This window comes from Pseudomonas sp. B10 (assembly GCF_900156235.1).
Taxonomy (GTDB): Bacteria; Pseudomonadota; Gammaproteobacteria; order Pseudomonadales; family Pseudomonadaceae; genus Aquipseudomonas; species Aquipseudomonas siliginis.
Map to the genome: position 1 here is coordinate 5,245,727 of NZ_LT707063.1, position 15,379 is coordinate 5,261,105.

Genomic DNA, 15,379 nt, shown 5'->3' on the forward strand with positions numbered 1-15,379 from the left:
CACCTAATGGAGTGTTTATGGCAGTCAAAGTCCTGGTGGTGGACGATTCGGGTTTTTTCCGCCGCCGCGTCTCGGAAATTCTTTCGGCGGATCCGAGCATCCAGGTGGTCGGCACGGCCACCAACGGTAAAGAGGCGATCGATCAGGCCATGGCCCTCAAGCCTGACGTGATCACCATGGACTACGAGATGCCGATGATGGACGGCATCACGGCAGTGCGGCACATCATGCAGCGCTGCCCGACCCCGGTGTTGATGTTCTCCTCGCTTACGCATGAAGGCGCGCGGGTAACCCTCGATGCGCTGGACGCCGGCGCGGTGGATTTCCTGCCGAAGAATTTCGAAGACATCTCGCGCAACCCCGAGAAGGTCAAGCAACTGCTGTGCGAGAAAGTCCACAGCATCTCGCGCAGTAACCGTCGTTTCAGTGCCTACAGCGCGCCGGCTCCCGCCGCTGCGCCAGCGCCGACGCCTGCTCCGGCAGCGTCGAGCTACGGCAGCCACACGAGCCACAGCAGCCCTGTCCCGGCACGTCCGGCACCTGCGCCTGCGCCAGCGCCTGCCCGTGCATCCGCTGCCAGCGCTTCGTCGCCGGCTCCGAAACGCAAAGCCTACAAACTGGTTGCCATCGGCACTTCGACGGGCGGCCCGGTCGCACTGCAACGCGTGCTTACGCAGTTGCCGGCGAACTTCCCTGCGCCGATCGTGCTGATTCAGCACATGCCGGCGGCGTTCACCAAGGCGTTTGCCGAGCGTCTCGACAAGCTCTGCCGCATCAGCGTCAAGGAAGCCGAGGATGGCGACATCCTGCGTCCGGGCCTGGCGCTGCTGGCGCCGGGTGGCAAGCAGATGATGATCGACGGCCGTGGCGCGGTGAAGATTTTGCCGGGTGACGAGCGTTTGAATTACAAGCCGTGCGTGGACATCACCTTCGGTTCTGCAGCCAAGTCTTACGGCGACAAAGTTCTGGCAGTGGTGCTGACCGGCATGGGCGCCGACGGCCGCGAAGGCGCGCGTCTGCTCAAGCAGGGCGGCAGTTCGGTGTGGGCGCAGGATGAGGCAAGCTGCGTGATCTACGGCATGCCCATGGCGATCGTCAAAGCCGATCTGGCTGACGCGGTGTATGGTCTGGACGACATCGGCAAGCACATCGTCGAGGCGTGTATCTGATGGATGTTCTCAGCCTTATCGGCCTCATCATGGCGTTCGTCGCCATCATCGGCGGCAACTACCTTGAAGGCGGCCACCTCGGCGCGCTGGCCAACGGCCCGGCAGCGCTGATCGTGCTGGGCGGCACGGTCGGTGCTGCGCTGCTGCAATCGCCGATGAGTGCGTTCAAGCGCGCCATGCAGATTCTCGGCTGGATCTTCTTTCCGCCGCGTGTCGACCTGGCCGGCGGCATCGACCGCGTGGTCAATTGGAGCCTGACGGCGCGCAAGGAAGGCTTGCTCGGCCTCGAAGGCGTGGCCGACGCCGAACCTGACAGCTATTCGCGCAAGGGCCTGCAATTGCTGGTCGACGGCGCCGAGCCGGAAGCCATTCGCAGCATTCTCGAAGTGGATTTCTACACCCAGGAATCCCGCGACATCGAAGCGGCCAAGGTCTTTGAGAGCATGGGCGGCTACGCGCCGACCATCGGCATCATCGGTGCGGTGATGGGCCTGATTCACGTGATGGGCAACCTCGCTGATCCGTCGCAACTGGGTAACGGCATTGCCGTGGCGTTCGTCGCGACCATCTATGGCGTGGCCAGTGCCAACCTGATCCTCTTGCCGGTCGCGGCCAAGCTCAAGTCCATCGCGCTGCGGCAGTCGCGTTATCGCGAAATGTTGCTGGAAGGAATTCTGTCGATCGCCGAAGGTGAAAACCCTCGTTCCATTGAGTTGAAGCTGCAAGGCTTCATGGACTAAGGGAATAACCTCATGGCTCGTCGTCGCCACCAGGAAGAACACGTCAATCACGAGCGCTGGCTCGTGTCCTACGCGGATTTCATCACTTTGCTGTTCGCGTTTTTCGTGGTGATGTACTCGATCTCGTCGATCAACGAAGGCAAGTACAAAGTCATTTCCGAAGCGCTGATCGGCGTGTTTACCGACTCCGACCGCTCGCTCAAACCGATTCCGATCGGCGACGAACGACCGAAAACCGTGACCCCGGCCAAGCCGCTGGTCAAGGATGCCGAGCAGGTCGACGCCGGTATTTCCGGGGCCAGCGATCCGCTGAAAAGCATCGCCGATGACATCAGCGCCGCGTTCGGTGATTTGATCAGCTCCAACCAGATGACCGTGCGCGGTAACGAGTTGTGGGTCGAGATCGAGCTCAATTCCAGCCTGTTGTTCGGCAGCGGCGACGCCATGCCGAGCGACATCGCGTTCAACATCATCGACAAGGTCGCGGCCATCCTCAAACCGTTCGACAACCCGATCCACGTCGAAGGCTTCACCGACGATCAACCGATCCGCACCGCGCAGTACCCGACCAACTGGGAACTGTCCTCGGCGCGCTCGGCGAGCATCGTGCGGATGCTCGCCATGCAGGGCGTAAACCCTGGGCGACTGGCGTCGGTGGGCTACGGCGAATTTCAGCCAGTGGCGAACAACGCCACGGTGGAAGGTCGGGCAAAGAACCGCCGCGTGGTACTGGTGGTGTCGCGCAATCTTGATGTGCGCCGCAGCCTGACGGGCACCGGAACCGCCAATGCGCAACCGGATGCGGCGTTGAAGCGCGCTGGCACACAAACTGCACCGACCCCGGTCAAGACGCCGGGACGCGAGAGTGCCGTCAATTCTCCGTCGCCCGCATTAACACGCTGAAGCATGTCTCGGCCAGCCGATCTGGCCGGGAGGAACGAACTGAATGAGAGTCTGGGCAGTCGCCAATCAAAAGGGTGGTGTCGGTAAAACCACATCCTCCATCGCTCTAGCCGGGTTGCTGGCCGAGGCGGGCAAGCGCGTGGTTGTGGTCGATCTCGATCCGCACGGCTCGATGACCAGCTATTTCGGCTACGACCCCGACAGCCTGGAGCACAGCAACTACGATCTGTTTCTGCACAAGGGCAGCGTGCCGCAAGGCCTGCCGGGGCAGTTGCTGTTATCGACCAGCGACGAGCGCATTTCCCTGCTGCCATCGAGCACTGCACTGGCCACCCTTGAGCGGCAGTCGCCGGGGCAGAGTGGCCTGGGCCTGGTGATCGCCAAGAGTCTGGCGCAGCTGTGGCAGGACTTCGACTACGCAATCATCGACAGCCCGCCATTGCTCGGTGTGCTGATGGTCAACGCCCTCGCGGCGAGCCAGCAACTGGTGATCCCGGTGCAGACCGAGCACTTGGCGGTGAAAGGTCTGGAGCGCATGGTCAACACCCTGGCGATGATCAATCGCTCGCGCAAACAGCCGTTGCCGTTCAGCATCGTGCCGACTTTGTTCGACCGCCGCACGCAGGCGTCGATGGGCACCTTGCGTGTGCTGCGTGACAAATTCCCCGAAGACATCTGGCACGGCTACATCCCGGTCGATACTCGTCTGCGCGACGCCAGCCGGGCGGGCGTCACGCCTTCGCAATTCGACGGCAAGAGCCGTGGCGTGCTGGCCTACCGCGCGCTGCTCAAGCACCTGCTCGCGCAGCAACTTGTTCCGCAGGTGGCCTGAGCATGATCTTTATTCGCTTGCCCGAACCCTGTGGGAGCGAGCCTGCTCGCGAAGCAGACGACGCCGTTTCCCTGCCTGGCGTTGATCACCGATGAACCGCCCAGTGAAACTCACGTCACGTCCGCAACAGGCCTTGCAGTCCTATCTGGAAGACCTGCTGCTCGACCTGCCCGAGGACTTGCCTGCGGCGGTCGAAGCGCTGCCGCCAGTCGTCGAACAGGCGCAGCCTGAAGTGGTGGAAAGCACCGAGGCCATGGACGAGTTTCAGGCAGCGGTGCTGGAGGAGCAGGCCCGCGACGCGCAGAAATCCGTCACTCCAATTGCCGCGCCTGCTGCTGCCCCCGTGGCTAAAGCACCGGTGGCGCTGATCGACGAACCGCGCGCGCCGCTGTCGACCTTGGCGCCGCTGCTGCAAACGCAATTATTGACCGTGCCGGAACCCGAGCCGGAGCCTGAACCCGCGCCGCAGATTGCGGAGCCGCAGGTGCTGGTCCCGCCGCTGGTCGAAGTGCATCTGCCGCCGAACAACCCGCCGCCACCGGTCGAACCCGATGGCCGTCCGGCCTGGGCTGCCGAAGCCTTCGAATGCTTGCTGTTCGATGTTGCCGGGTTGACCCTGGCGGTGCCGCTGGTGTGCCTCGGCTCGATCTATTCGCTGGCCGGCCACGAGCTGACGCCGCTGTTTGGCCAGCCGGAGTGGTTCCTCGGGATTCTGCCGAGCCAGGCCGGCAATCTGAAAGTCTTGGACACCGCGCGTTGGGTCATGCCGGATCGTTACCGCGATGACTTCCGTCAGGGCCTGCAATACGTGATTTCGGTTCAAGGTTACGAGTGGGGGCTGGCGGTGCATCAGGTCAGCCGCTCGTTGCGCCTGGACCCGAATGAAATCAAATGGAGAAGTCACCGGGGTCAGCGGCCATGGCTCGCCGGCACCGTGATCGAGCACATGTGTGCATTGCTTGACGTATCCGCACTGGCCGAGTTGATCGCCAGCGGCGGGGCAAAGCACTTGAGTGGCAACAAGCCGCTACATAAACCGACATAGCAGCCGACATAACAATCAGGCGATGGCATTTTCCAATGCCACCACACAGAACACACACCGCCCGGGGCGGTTTTTTCGAGGGGTCAGGGTATGAGTAGTCAGGCGTCGAATGCAAAAGGTTCTGAAGATCCGATCCTGCAATGGGTGACCTTCAAACTGGATAACGAAACCTACGGCATCAACGTGATGCGCGTGCAGGAAGTGCTGCGCTACACCGAGATCGCGCCGGTGCCGGGTGCACCGAGCTACGTGCTGGGCATCATCAACCTGCGCGGCAACGTGGTCACCGTGATCGACACCCGTCAGCGCTTCGGCCTGCACAGCGGCGAGATCAGCGACAACACCCGTATCGTCATCATCGAAGCTGACAAGCAAGTCGTCGGCATCATGGTCGACAGCGTGGCCGAAGTGGTTTACCTGCGTCAGTCGGAAATCGAAACCGCGCCGAACGTCGGTAACGAAGAATCGGCCAAGTTCATTCAGGGCGTGTGCAACAAGAACAACGAGCTGCTGATTCTGGTCGAGCTGGACAAGATGATGAGCGAAGAAGAATGGTCGGAACTGGAGAGCATCTGATTTGATTCTCGAGGTTGCGGTAATTGTTCTATTCCTGTTCTGGGCCGGCACGCTGGCGATGTTCGTCTCGTACATCAAGGCGCAGCGAGTGATCGCTGCACAGCAGGCCCAGGGTGATGCGCTGCGTGATCAGCGCATCAAGGAACTGGCCAAACGCGTCGACGATTACCAGAACGGCAACGTGCGCATGGGCGAGGCCCTGCACGAGTTGCGCGCGGTGGTAAGCCCGTTGCCGGACAAGATCGTTGCCCTGGAACAACGCGACCCGTCGAGCCTGTCATTCGCCCAGGCGGCGAAACTGGTGGGAATGGGCGCCAGCGTCGATGAACTGACTCAGTCGTGCGGGTTGACCCAGGCTGAAGCGGAGTTGATGCGCAAGTTGCACAAGAGCAGCTAGAGGGTTCAAGCGTCAAGTAGCAAGCAAGATCAAAAGATCGCAGCCTTCGGCAGCGCCTACAAAAATCTCATGTAGGTGTTGCCGAAGGCTGCGATCTTTTCATTTGCGCATAAGTACCGCCTGTCGGGACTGTCAGATCTGACAGTAGATAACAATATTCCATGCTCAACATACTCGAAATGAATTCAGTTTCAGCCGGGTATTAATATGAAACTTATACTGCTATTGCCTTTGGTTTTTTCCGCCACTGTTAACGCCATGTCTGGTCAGGCGTTGGTGACGGATATGAACGCCCGATACAAAAGCACTGTATCGCAGTGTTCAAACGGAACACCTGCCTACTATTGCTCCGGTGTTCTTCTGCGGGCAGTGGATTACAGTACGAGTTTCAAGTTCTGGGATTACGGATCAAAGGCGACAACCCTCGGTTCTGTTGCGTTTACCTATATCCGCTCGGATGTGGGTAGTACGACGTTGAACGGAGACAGAAAAAGCGGGTTCATCCTAAAAGATCAAACATCAGCTCTAGCTGACGACAAGGCACTGAATCTGCGCTGCATTTATCCTTTCCCGACTGAATCACTTGATGCTCGCGCCGAGCATGGATGTGGATTTGCGCCTAAATCGGCGCAGCTGAATGTGGATCTGGCCAATTGCGCCAGGCTCGCGGTACCGGCGACAACAGCAGCCGCATGGCTGAAAAACTTTCAGGAGCATGGTTCGCTGCCCAAGAACCAATGTTCTTTGAGCACTATAGTTGCGGTCCAGTTCAAGGCTACTCTGGAGGCTCACAAATTGGTGAGCGCGGCTTGGACGACTAAACCTACTGAAGTCCTGATAGAAACTTGGGACAGAAGTAAACCGGAAAAGCTGCCATTAGAGGCACTGTTTTATGAAAGCTCAGCACCGGGAAAGCTGGCGGATGCACAGAGATTCCAACGGGAATACTATTTAGAAACATCGCTATATGTACCAATCGTGAGACTGAACCTGACAGCAGCGAATACAAACGTATTCAGCTACTCGACTACTGATCAGGTATTCGGTCAATCGGCAGCCGAACGTCTGAACAATAAATATGCCAACGTAGTAAACGACTGTGGCGGCCGGGCTGCTTACTATTGCAGTGGTGTGATTATGAGGGTGACCGGCACTAGTCCTAAATACCATGCTTGGGACCCGAGTCCACACTCGATAAAAACAGGCGGCGTGTCGTTCTCCTATTTTCGAAAGGATTTAGGCATCGAAACTTTGGTATGGGGCGAAACTCAAGGGTTTATTTTCAAGGATTTTGATACTGCCGAGAAATTGGGTAGTTATTCCACGCCCCTGTTATGTTCGTATCCATCTGATGCGAATACATTTAGTCGGCCAACCGATAGAGGATGTGGCCCGAATGATTACTACCCGCAAACCAGTCGTTCATGTCTACAAGTGGGCGTGACGACAATTGAACAATGGAAAGTTCATTATCGTTCAGTGGGTGGGTCAGGTTACTTTTCTCAAAGAAATAGGAATCAATGCAGTTTTGCAGCTGATAAAAGTCAGTTTGCGTTAAGTCTACAAGCTCGGAATAATTTCGAGCGGCCAGCGGAAGAGCGGCCATACCATAATGAGGTGATGTTGAGAACTTGGCCAGAGGGGATACCTGCGCAATTACCTATTGCGGCTTTTTTTTACCTGTTTAACCAATCTCGTGCAGTGGGGGTGGAGGGGGCGAAATATGCACAGCAAGATTATTTTAATGTTACAGGGGGCTTGTTGCCGGTTATACGGGTTACTTTGATCGATGGATCGCCGACTGCATTCAGTTTTCACGAAGATGAGCAGTCGGGAATTTGGAATTAAGTTTCGAAAGTGCTTTGTGGTTTTCCGGCTTTTAAAGTGTTGATGTCTCTCCTTTTCAATGTTTTGTGAGGCTGAAAGAATGAAGTGTCTTTTATGTTTGCTTTCACTGTTTTTCGCGCAGGCTAGTGCCATGTCTGGTCAGGCATTGGTGACGGATATGAATGCCCGATACAAAAGCACTGTATCGCAGTGTTCAAACGAAACACCTGCCTACTATTGCTCCGGTGTTCTTCTGCGGGCGGTGGATTACAGTTCGAGTTTCAAGTTCTGGGATTACGGATCAAAGGCGACAACCCTCGGTTCTGTTGCGTTTACCTATATCCGCTCGGATGTGGGTAGTACGACGTTGAACGGAAGCAGAAAAAGCGGATTCATCTTGAAAGATCAAACGTCAGCTCTAGTTGACGACAAGGCACTGAATCTGCGCTGCATATATCCTTTCCCGACGGAATCACTTGATGCTCGCGCCGAGCATGGATGTGGGTTTGCGCCTAAATCGGCGCGGCTGAATGTGGATCTGGCCAATTGCGCCAAGCTGGCGGTACCGGCTACAACCGCAGGCGAATGGCTGAAAAACTTTCAGGAACATGGTTCGCTGCCCAAGAACCAATGCTCGTTGAGTACTGTGGTAGCCGCGCAATTCAAAGCCAGCCTCGAAGCGCATAAACTTGTTGATGCCAACTGGACGGCCAAGCCACTAGAGGTTTTGGTTCAGACCTGGGATGAAGCCAAGCCAGAGCTATTACCTGTAGAAGCGGTATTCTATGATGGCTCAACTCCAGAAAAGTTAGCAGATGCACAGAAGTTTCAACGTGATTATTACCTGGCGACCTCGCTTTATATACCCATCGTCAAGTTGAATTTATCTGCATCTGACAAGAATGTATTCAGTTTTTCCAGTGCAGAGCAGATTTATGGGCAAACAGTAGCGGAACAGCTGAATGCCCGTTTCTTGGATGTTTCAAACGATTGCAGTGGAAGAGCTGCTTATTTTTGTAATGGCATATTGATCAGGGCAGCAAAGGCAACAAGCAGTTATCACGCTTGGGATCCCAGTCCCAACTCAATCACCCGTAACGGGGTGTCTTTCTCTTTCCTTCGCAAGGACTTAAAGGTGAAGGCACTTTATAACGCCGAGCAGCATGGTTTCATATTCAAGTCGATGGATTTTGCCATCAAGTCGAATTCACAACCTGTGACGGTACGATGCTCATTTCCCGGAGATGGCGCAGCCGGAACCTATAGGGCGCAATACTGTGGGCGCCACCAATACTTTCCAAATGAAGGCGATTCTTGTGAAGAAATGAATATTCTTACCCTTGATGCATGGAAAGCACACTATCACTCGGTCAGCGGGACGGCTAATCGCCTTTATCATCAGTGCAGTCTGGGTCCTGACAAAGCGCAGTTCACAATTTTTTTACAAGGACGAAGCCATTTTGAATATGCTGCTGATCTTGATTGGGCCAATGAAGTCGTTATCGCTCCATGGCCAGCAGGTATTCCGCAGAAGCTACCCTTGGAGGCGTTAGTTTATATTTATTCCTCCACTCCGGCTGTTGCGTTGAATGGTGCCCGCTTCATGCAAAATGATTACTTTGAGCAAACAGGTAGTTACCTCCCCATTATACGGCTGACCTTCAACGGAGAGGACGCATCATTTAGTTTTCATTTGGATGAGCAGGTAATTTCTCCGTCGGGAAGCAGGCGCACTAATAAATTTTGAGGCGTGAGGTCGAGGATGATTTTGTCGGGCTTGTAGCAAGTTCGGTAATTGAGCGCGGTGTTTAAGTCTTGGTAGAAGGAAGAAAATATGGAATGTAAGTAAACTTTCATTCCATATTTTGAGTGTTTCCAACGCTTGTTCAAAGTGTTACGCGCAACAGTCGGGAGAACATCAGGTTATCGCCAGAGCCCGATCGATGAAGGCTGTAATTAATCAGTACCTCCTTGCCTCTATTTTCTGAGCGCCATTGCTCAGGAATGCTGAAGTTCATCGACGAATCGTTCTGGGTGGGCAGGATTCCGGTATCTCGCACGACTACCCCGTGCCATCTGACTCTGACTGTATAACCGGGGACCATGTTGAGAAATTTTACCGCCACGTTGCTTCTATCGTTGGAGAGCCTGGGCTTGGTGAGGTCGAACGGCTGCTCAGTCACGTTCAGATCCAACATCTCCGAATAGATCAGCGGCGCATTGACGCCTGGTCGGACGCTGTAGCTGACAGACGCCTCGCTATCGATTGCATCGACGACCTCCAGGATCGGAATGATCAGGTTTATCGGGGAAGGTTTTGCAATGGTCAATGTCTCGGTTCGGAAGGTATGCCGACCTGAAGCGAAGCGCACTTTCAGGGTATGTCCTGCAACCATCCCGGTGTAATGGGGCACCTGCACATTAATGTAATGTCGGCCGTACACATTGTTAAAATTCAGCTGGTCCGCCGGCGCTTCGAGTACCTTCGGGCGACGCAGATCCCATGACATCTGTTCAATAGCCATGCTTGACACTCCTTGCCTGATGTCTGCGCAATCGTGGATTGCACTGTTGTTTACAGCGCCACTCTCAATACCTGGGAGAACTGGCTCTGTTCGTTTGAACCGGTCTGGTGAACGCTGTAGTTGATCAGCACAGTTGTTCCTTTGTTTTCATTCAGCCATTCAGTCGGGATCGAAAACGCCGCCGTGGTATCGGGAAGCATGTTCTGCCATTCCGTCCTGCGCGTAACGACTCCGCCCCAGCGCACTCGGGCCTGGTATCCGTCAGTCATTGCCGGATAACGCACGGTGACCAGGGTTTGGTCAGATGAAAATCTCGGTGGAGGTAATTCGAACGGTTGAGCATCTATTTTCAGTTGCAATGGTTCAGCGCGATGCAATGGGCCGTTGATAAAAGTTCGAACCGTAAAGTTGACAGGCACGGTACTGCCAATGGAATCCACAACTTCCATGCGCGGAACGAAGATATTCATTGCACCGACCGCCGTTACGGGGGTGATGTCGCTGTCGTAGACATGACGCCCTGATGCCCAACGCACACGAACGGTTTGCCCGATCGCCATCCCCACGTATTGCTGAACCTGAACGGTGACGTGTCGTGCTTCATAAATATCGGACATCTTCAGACGATCGTGATTTTCGCCGTAAGCCTCGAGTACTTTGGGGGGCGTGAGAATGATCGTGGTTTTGATGTTCACGGTTTTTGCGTCGGACGTGAGTTTGTCCGCGGAGCGTTCTACGCGTAACGTAATGCTGACGACACACTGGTCGCTTTCATTGACCCATCCTGGGGGAATTGGAAACGCAAGGGCTCCGCTTCCCGAATAGGTCATCGGGTCCGTCTCATGTTCCGCACGCCCTTGCCATTGAACCCGGACATTGTCGTCAGCGACCAGTCCGATGCCCGAAGCAATCACCTGGACATTCTCGACAAAAGCCGGATCCAGCACTCCTGCCTCTTCACCCGTCACGGTCGGCGCCGGGATTTTTTTAACGCGGACATTTACTTCAGTGGCAACGGACCACGCCGCGTGGTCATGCGGTCGGTTTGCGCAACGATCAATCACTTGGTAAGTAACCGAGTGTTTGCCATCCCCTGCACGCTTGATCAGATCCTCATCAAACGTAAGCAGGATCGGATGATTTTGCGGATCACTGACTTGCTCTGGCGTGACTGGAAAGTAGATTACCTGCTCATCGTTACCCCATCGCGCGACGATTCGGTCGTACGCAGAGATGTTCTGATAGGACGCGATACGCATGACAATGCCTTGCTTCGCCATCTCACTGTCAATGCCGGCCGTGATGTCCGGGATTAGCGTGTAGCGCAGTCCGGGATGACCAAGTGGTTCGGGTTTGTCGAGCACCCCCCCTGGCAGCGCACCTTTGACCAATATCTTGAGCATGACCGAATCCGACTCGTTGCCGCTGCGGCGCTCGACGCGATAAAACACCGGGAAGGCGGCGCCATCCTTGATTTGGCTGGCCGGGATACGAAAATGTACGGGGACGTTAAGTTTTTCTTGCGTATCGATAGTCTCGGTGCGGACGGGGTCTGTTTCGTCCTGCCAGAAAAGGAAGCATTTGTCGCCTATTTCCTGGTAAAGCCAGGGATCTACGATAACGAGTAAATCAGCGGTCAGGGCGGCGGCACCGAGGCCACCGTCATACCCCTCATCGCCGTGGATCGGCTTGACCAGCCCAGTTATATCCGGCGGGTATAACTGTGTGGAAGAGGTACTTGCAAACGTTTTTTTCGAGTCTGACTTCAAGGTCATCGGAGCGCTCCTGAAAGACGTATCGCCGGTATCGCGTTGATACCGGCGCTGTGGTCCTATCTGGAGCTACGACGAATTTTCATGCAACTGTCAGATCTGACAGTCGCGACGAATGGTTGGAGGCAGACTGCTCAGGCCCTCATGGACCTGATTTCAATAATCATTCCCGCGTGCGGTGATGTCCTTCTCGACCATCGGCGCGTTCGGGTCCTGTCCCTCGGGGAATTTGCCTTTCAGGTTCCACGCAAACGCGATGATCTCGGCTATGGTGCGATAGAGCTCTTCGGGGATGCTGTCGCCCAGTTCCATCCGCGCCAGCAGGCGCACCAGTTCAGGGTTCTCGTAGATCGGCACTTCGTAATCGCGGGCGATGCGCAGGATTTCTTCGGCCAGTTCCTCGTCGCCCTTGGCAGTGAGGGTCGGGGCGTGGTTGCCGTCATATTTGAGGGCGATGGCCTGGCGTGGGGCAGTGGAATCGTTCATGCGGTTTCGTCGACCCAGCGGTGTTCGAGGCGGGTTTGGTTGCCTTGCGGCGGGGTGCCGTGGTGGCAGTCGAGGTCGCCGACGTTGAGCCCGGAATCGAGCAAGCGCTGGCGCAGGGCGAACAGGTTGTTCTCGATCAGGTCGGCGGTGTACGGCCGCTCGGCCCACAGCTGACTGGACAGGCTGCCGGCGATCAATTGCGCCTGAATCTGCATTGGCCCGAGCGGTTCCAGATCGAAGGCCAGATCAACGCGCCACAGTTGCTGTTTGGCTTCGCGCTCATCGCGGCGCTCGTGGGGCTGCGGCTCGCGCTCCGGCGCTTCTTCACGCTGGAATTTGACCTGCAACGGCACGATGTCTTGCAGGTTGCGCATGGGGATTTCCAGCTGCCAAGTGCTGAGCAGGCGGCCATCGTCGGTGACGCCGGTCTGTTCCAGGCTCGACAACTGATGGCTTTGCAGACGCGACACCGCAGCGGCGGCGAGGCGCAGCAGTTGTTCGAGATCGCCGTCGCCTTCGAGTTTCGCCAGCAGTCGTTCGGGCAACGGGAAGCTGCTGGGCACCGGTTTGGCGCTGACCTGGCCGAGGGTGCCGAGGGCGTTCCGGACGAAACTCGGCAGCGCTTGCGCCAGGGTATTGGCGGCGATGATCGCATTGAAATTGGTGTTGCTCGGCAGGCCCGGAGTCAGTTGCGCGATCAGCTTGAGCAGGTCGGCTTTCATGTCCGGGGCGAGAGTCGGGTTTTGTCCGCCGAGCAATTTCGCTTCGAGGAACGCGCCGCTGTTGGCCAAGGCCAGCGCCACGCCTTTGGCGGTGCTCATTTGCTGCAGGTCCGGCAGGCTGGCAAGCAACTTGTCGACCACCGCGCGCAGATCGGCCGAGGTCTGGTCAGTGGCCGGCGGCAGATTTTGCAACATCTTCAGCAGACCATCGAGCGAGCCCTGGCGACTTTGCTGACCGAGCAATTGCTGACTGACCGCCAGTTGTTCCTGACGGTTGCTCAGCGGCACGAATTTAAGGGTCTGCGCGTCCTGCACCTGCGCCGACAACAACGTGCCGATGCGCAGCGGCTGCGGGCTGTCGACGGTCAAGGTGCTGCCGCTCAATGCGGTGTTGACCAGGGTGACCATCGAGCGAAATACCGCCGCTTGCCCCGGCGTCTGCGGCAGGGCTTGCGAGGTCACGACTTTGCCTTGCAGCAAGGTGCCGGCGGGCAATTGCGCGGTATCGATGCGGGTCAGGGTGGCGACGCTGCTGGCGATCGCTTGCTGTACGGTGATCGCCAGATTGCCGGCCGATGGCTGAGTGATCGCCAGGTTGGTGCCCTGTGGCAACGGCAGGTTGCTGCTGGCCTGCACGGTGGTCTGACGGCCGCTGTCGAGGGTCACCTTGAGCAGCAATTCAAAGGTCTGATCAGCCTGCTTGAGCGACAACACCTCGGCCTTGGCGCTTTGCCCCGCGCCGATCAAGCCTTCGACCGGCGTCAGCAGCTTGAGCAGTTCACCCGTCTGCGGGCGAGCGCTCGCCGGCACGGTGGGCGGCAGCGGGAGGATGTTCATTTCGCCTGTCATACGCGGACACAACCTGAGGAAATTGCGCTCTTGAGAGTAAGGCACGGCATGTATAATGCCGCGCGTCGTGCGCTTCGTTCAAAAAACCTGGCAATTGTTTGATCCAGCTCGCCAGATCGAGCGATCAAAGCATCTATGCTGCATCTCTTTAACGGCCGCTCTAGAGCCGACTTGAACCGTATAAGGCCCGTGATCCCTTGACCAGTCCTGTCCTGCAAACCGTTGCCCTGGCGTGTGAACGCGATCTCAGGCTGCTTTTCGAAAACCTCGAATTGCGTCTGGCCAGTGGCGACATGGTGCAGATCAGCGGCCCCAACGGCAGCGGCAAGACCAGTCTTTTACGTCTGCTCGCCGGTTTGATGCAACCCACCGATGGCCAGGTGCTGCTCAACGGTCAGCCGCTGACCGAGCAACGCAGCGAACTGGCGCGAAACCTGTTGTGGATCGGCCACGCCGCCGGGATCAAGGATCTGCTCACTCCCGAAGAAAACCTGTCGTGGCTGTGCGCCCTGCATCATCCCGCCGAACGCGAGGCGATCTGGCAGGCGCTGGCAGCGGTAGGATTGCGCGGTTTCGAAGACGTTCCCTGCCACAGTCTTTCCGCCGGCCAACAGCGCCGTGTGGCACTGGCGCGGTTGTATCTGGACAGCCCGCCGTTGTGGATACTCGACGAACCTTTCACCGCGCTGGACAAGCAGGGTGTCGCTCAGTTGGAAGAGCATCTGGCCGGCCACTGCGAACGCGGCGGTCTGGTGGTGCTGACCACCCACCACACCCTGAGCCGCATGCCGGCCGGTTATCGCGACATCGATCTGGGGAAATGGGCGGTATGAGTGTCTTCGGCCTGCTGCTTGCCCGCGAATCGCGATTGCTGTTCCGCCGCCCGGCGGAGCTGGCCAATCCGCTGATTTTCTTTGCCATCGTTATTGCCCTTTTCCCGCTGGCCGTCGGCCCGGAAACTCAAGTCTTGCAAAACCTGTCCCCGGGGTTAGTCTGGGTGGCGGCGTTGTTGTCGGTCCTGCTGTCGCTGGACGGATTGTTCCGCAGTGATTTCGAAGACGGCTCGCTGGAACAGTGGGTCCTTTCGTCGCACCCGTTGCCGCTTCTGGTCCTGGCCAAGGTGCTGGCACACTGGCTGTTCTCCGGTCTGGCACTGGTGCTGCTGTCGCCGTTGCTGGCGTTGATGCTCGGTTTGCCGGCCGCGTGCTTGCCGGTGTTGCTGCTGTCGTTGCTGCTCGGTACGCCGGTGTTGAGCCTGCTCGGCGCGGTCGGCGCGGCGCTGACGGTCGGCCTGAAGCGCGGCGGGCTGTTGCTGGCGCTGCTGATTCTGCCGTTGTACATCCCGGTGTTGATCCTTGGCAGTGGCGCGTTACAAGCGGCGTTGCAGGGCATGCCGGCGACCGGATACCTGTTGTGGATGGCCAGCCTCACAGCGCTGGCGATCACCCTGACACCCTTTGCAATAGCCGCTGGCCTGAAGATCAGCGTCGGCGAATAATAATGAGGCCTGGTCAAAAATTGACCACTTCTATCAGA

General features: G+C 57.2%; 15 protein-coding genes. 11 read left to right on the forward strand and 4 right to left on the reverse strand.

Going from position 1 to position 15,379, the window contains the following annotated elements; genetic code table 11:
* Positions 1–17 precede the first annotated feature (17 nt).
* The 9 genes from BXA01_RS23795 (at position 18) to BXA01_RS23835 (ending at position 9,236) form a co-directional block, all read left to right on the forward strand.
* Entirely contained in the window at positions 18–1,169 is a 1,152-nt protein-coding gene (locus BXA01_RS23795) for a protein-glutamate methylesterase/protein-glutamine glutaminase (RefSeq protein WP_076566611.1), read from the forward strand.
* Positions 1,169–1,909: a flagellar motor protein gene (locus BXA01_RS23800; RefSeq protein ID WP_016771055.1), complete on the forward strand. Its 741-nt coding sequence runs from the start codon at positions 1,169–1,171 to the stop codon at positions 1,907–1,909. The genes BXA01_RS23795 and BXA01_RS23800 overlap by 1 nt, the downstream gene beginning before the upstream one ends.
* A 12-nt stretch (positions 1,910–1,921) precedes the next feature.
* The gene (motD, locus tag BXA01_RS23805; protein WP_016771054.1) at positions 1,922–2,812 is read left to right on the forward strand and encodes a flagellar motor protein MotD; all 891 of its coding nucleotides are present in this window, start codon (positions 1,922–1,924) and stop codon (positions 2,810–2,812) included.
* 43 nt (positions 2,813–2,855) lie between these two features.
* Positions 2,856–3,644: a ParA family protein gene (locus tag BXA01_RS23810; protein ID WP_039763606.1), complete on the forward strand. Its 789-nt coding sequence runs from the start codon at positions 2,856–2,858 to the stop codon at positions 3,642–3,644.
* Positions 3,645–3,735: 91 nt separating this feature from the next.
* The gene (locus BXA01_RS23815) at positions 3,736–4,689 is read left to right on the forward strand and encodes a CheW domain-containing protein (RefSeq protein WP_076566614.1); all 954 of its coding nucleotides are present in this window, start codon (positions 3,736–3,738) and stop codon (positions 4,687–4,689) included.
* A 90-nt stretch (positions 4,690–4,779) separates the two neighbouring features.
* Positions 4,780–5,265, forward strand: a complete 486-nt coding sequence (locus BXA01_RS23820; protein WP_016771050.1) for a chemotaxis protein CheW — start codon at positions 4,780–4,782, stop codon at positions 5,263–5,265.
* A 1-nt stretch (position 5,266) separates the two neighbouring features.
* Positions 5,267–5,662, forward strand: a complete 396-nt coding sequence (locus BXA01_RS23825; RefSeq protein ID WP_042607551.1) for a DUF2802 domain-containing protein — start codon at positions 5,267–5,269, stop codon at positions 5,660–5,662.
* Positions 5,663–5,869: 207 nt separating this feature from the next.
* Positions 5,870–7,510, forward strand: coding sequence for a hypothetical protein (locus BXA01_RS27155; protein ID WP_076566616.1), 1,641 nt, complete (start codon positions 5,870–5,872; stop codon positions 7,508–7,510).
* A 130-nt stretch (positions 7,511–7,640) separates the two neighbouring features.
* On the forward strand, positions 7,641–9,236 hold the full coding sequence (locus tag BXA01_RS23835) for a hypothetical protein (RefSeq protein ID WP_231990998.1): 1,596 nt from the start codon (positions 7,641–7,643) through the stop codon (positions 9,234–9,236).
* A 139-nt stretch (positions 9,237–9,375) separates the two neighbouring features.
* Here BXA01_RS23835 and BXA01_RS23840 read toward each other — a convergent pair whose 3' ends face one another.
* The 4 genes from BXA01_RS23840 to fliK all read right to left on the reverse strand — a co-directional run bounded on the left by BXA01_RS23840 (position 9,376) and on the right by fliK (position 13,843).
* Positions 9,376–10,014, reverse strand: coding sequence for a hypothetical protein (locus BXA01_RS23840; RefSeq protein WP_076566620.1), 639 nt, complete (start codon positions 10,012–10,014; stop codon positions 9,376–9,378).
* A gap of 50 nt (positions 10,015–10,064) precedes the next feature.
* Positions 10,065–11,789, reverse strand: a complete 1,725-nt coding sequence (locus BXA01_RS23845; protein ID WP_076566623.1) for a hypothetical protein — start codon at positions 11,787–11,789, stop codon at positions 10,065–10,067.
* Between the two features lie 153 nt (positions 11,790–11,942).
* The gene (locus BXA01_RS23850; RefSeq protein ID WP_076566625.1) at positions 11,943–12,272 is read right to left on the reverse strand and encodes an EscU/YscU/HrcU family type III secretion system export apparatus switch protein; all 330 of its coding nucleotides are present in this window, start codon (positions 12,270–12,272) and stop codon (positions 11,943–11,945) included.
* Positions 12,269–13,843: a flagellar hook-length control protein FliK gene (gene fliK / locus BXA01_RS23855; RefSeq protein ID WP_076566628.1), complete on the reverse strand. Its 1,575-nt coding sequence runs from the start codon at positions 13,841–13,843 to the stop codon at positions 12,269–12,271. Before fliK ends, BXA01_RS23850 begins: the two co-directional genes overlap by 4 nt.
* A 197-nt stretch (positions 13,844–14,040) precedes the next feature.
* Here fliK and ccmA point away from each other — a divergent pair, with 197 nt between their 5' ends.
* Positions 14,041–14,676, forward strand: a complete 636-nt coding sequence (ccmA, locus tag BXA01_RS23860) for a cytochrome c biogenesis heme-transporting ATPase CcmA (protein WP_073472746.1) — start codon at positions 14,041–14,043, stop codon at positions 14,674–14,676.
* Complete coding sequence (gene ccmB, locus BXA01_RS23865; protein ID WP_039763615.1) at positions 14,673–15,341, forward strand: heme exporter protein CcmB; 669 nt, start codon at positions 14,673–14,675, stop codon at positions 15,339–15,341. The genes ccmA and ccmB overlap by 4 nt, the downstream gene beginning before the upstream one ends.
* Positions 15,342–15,379 lie beyond the last annotated feature (38 nt).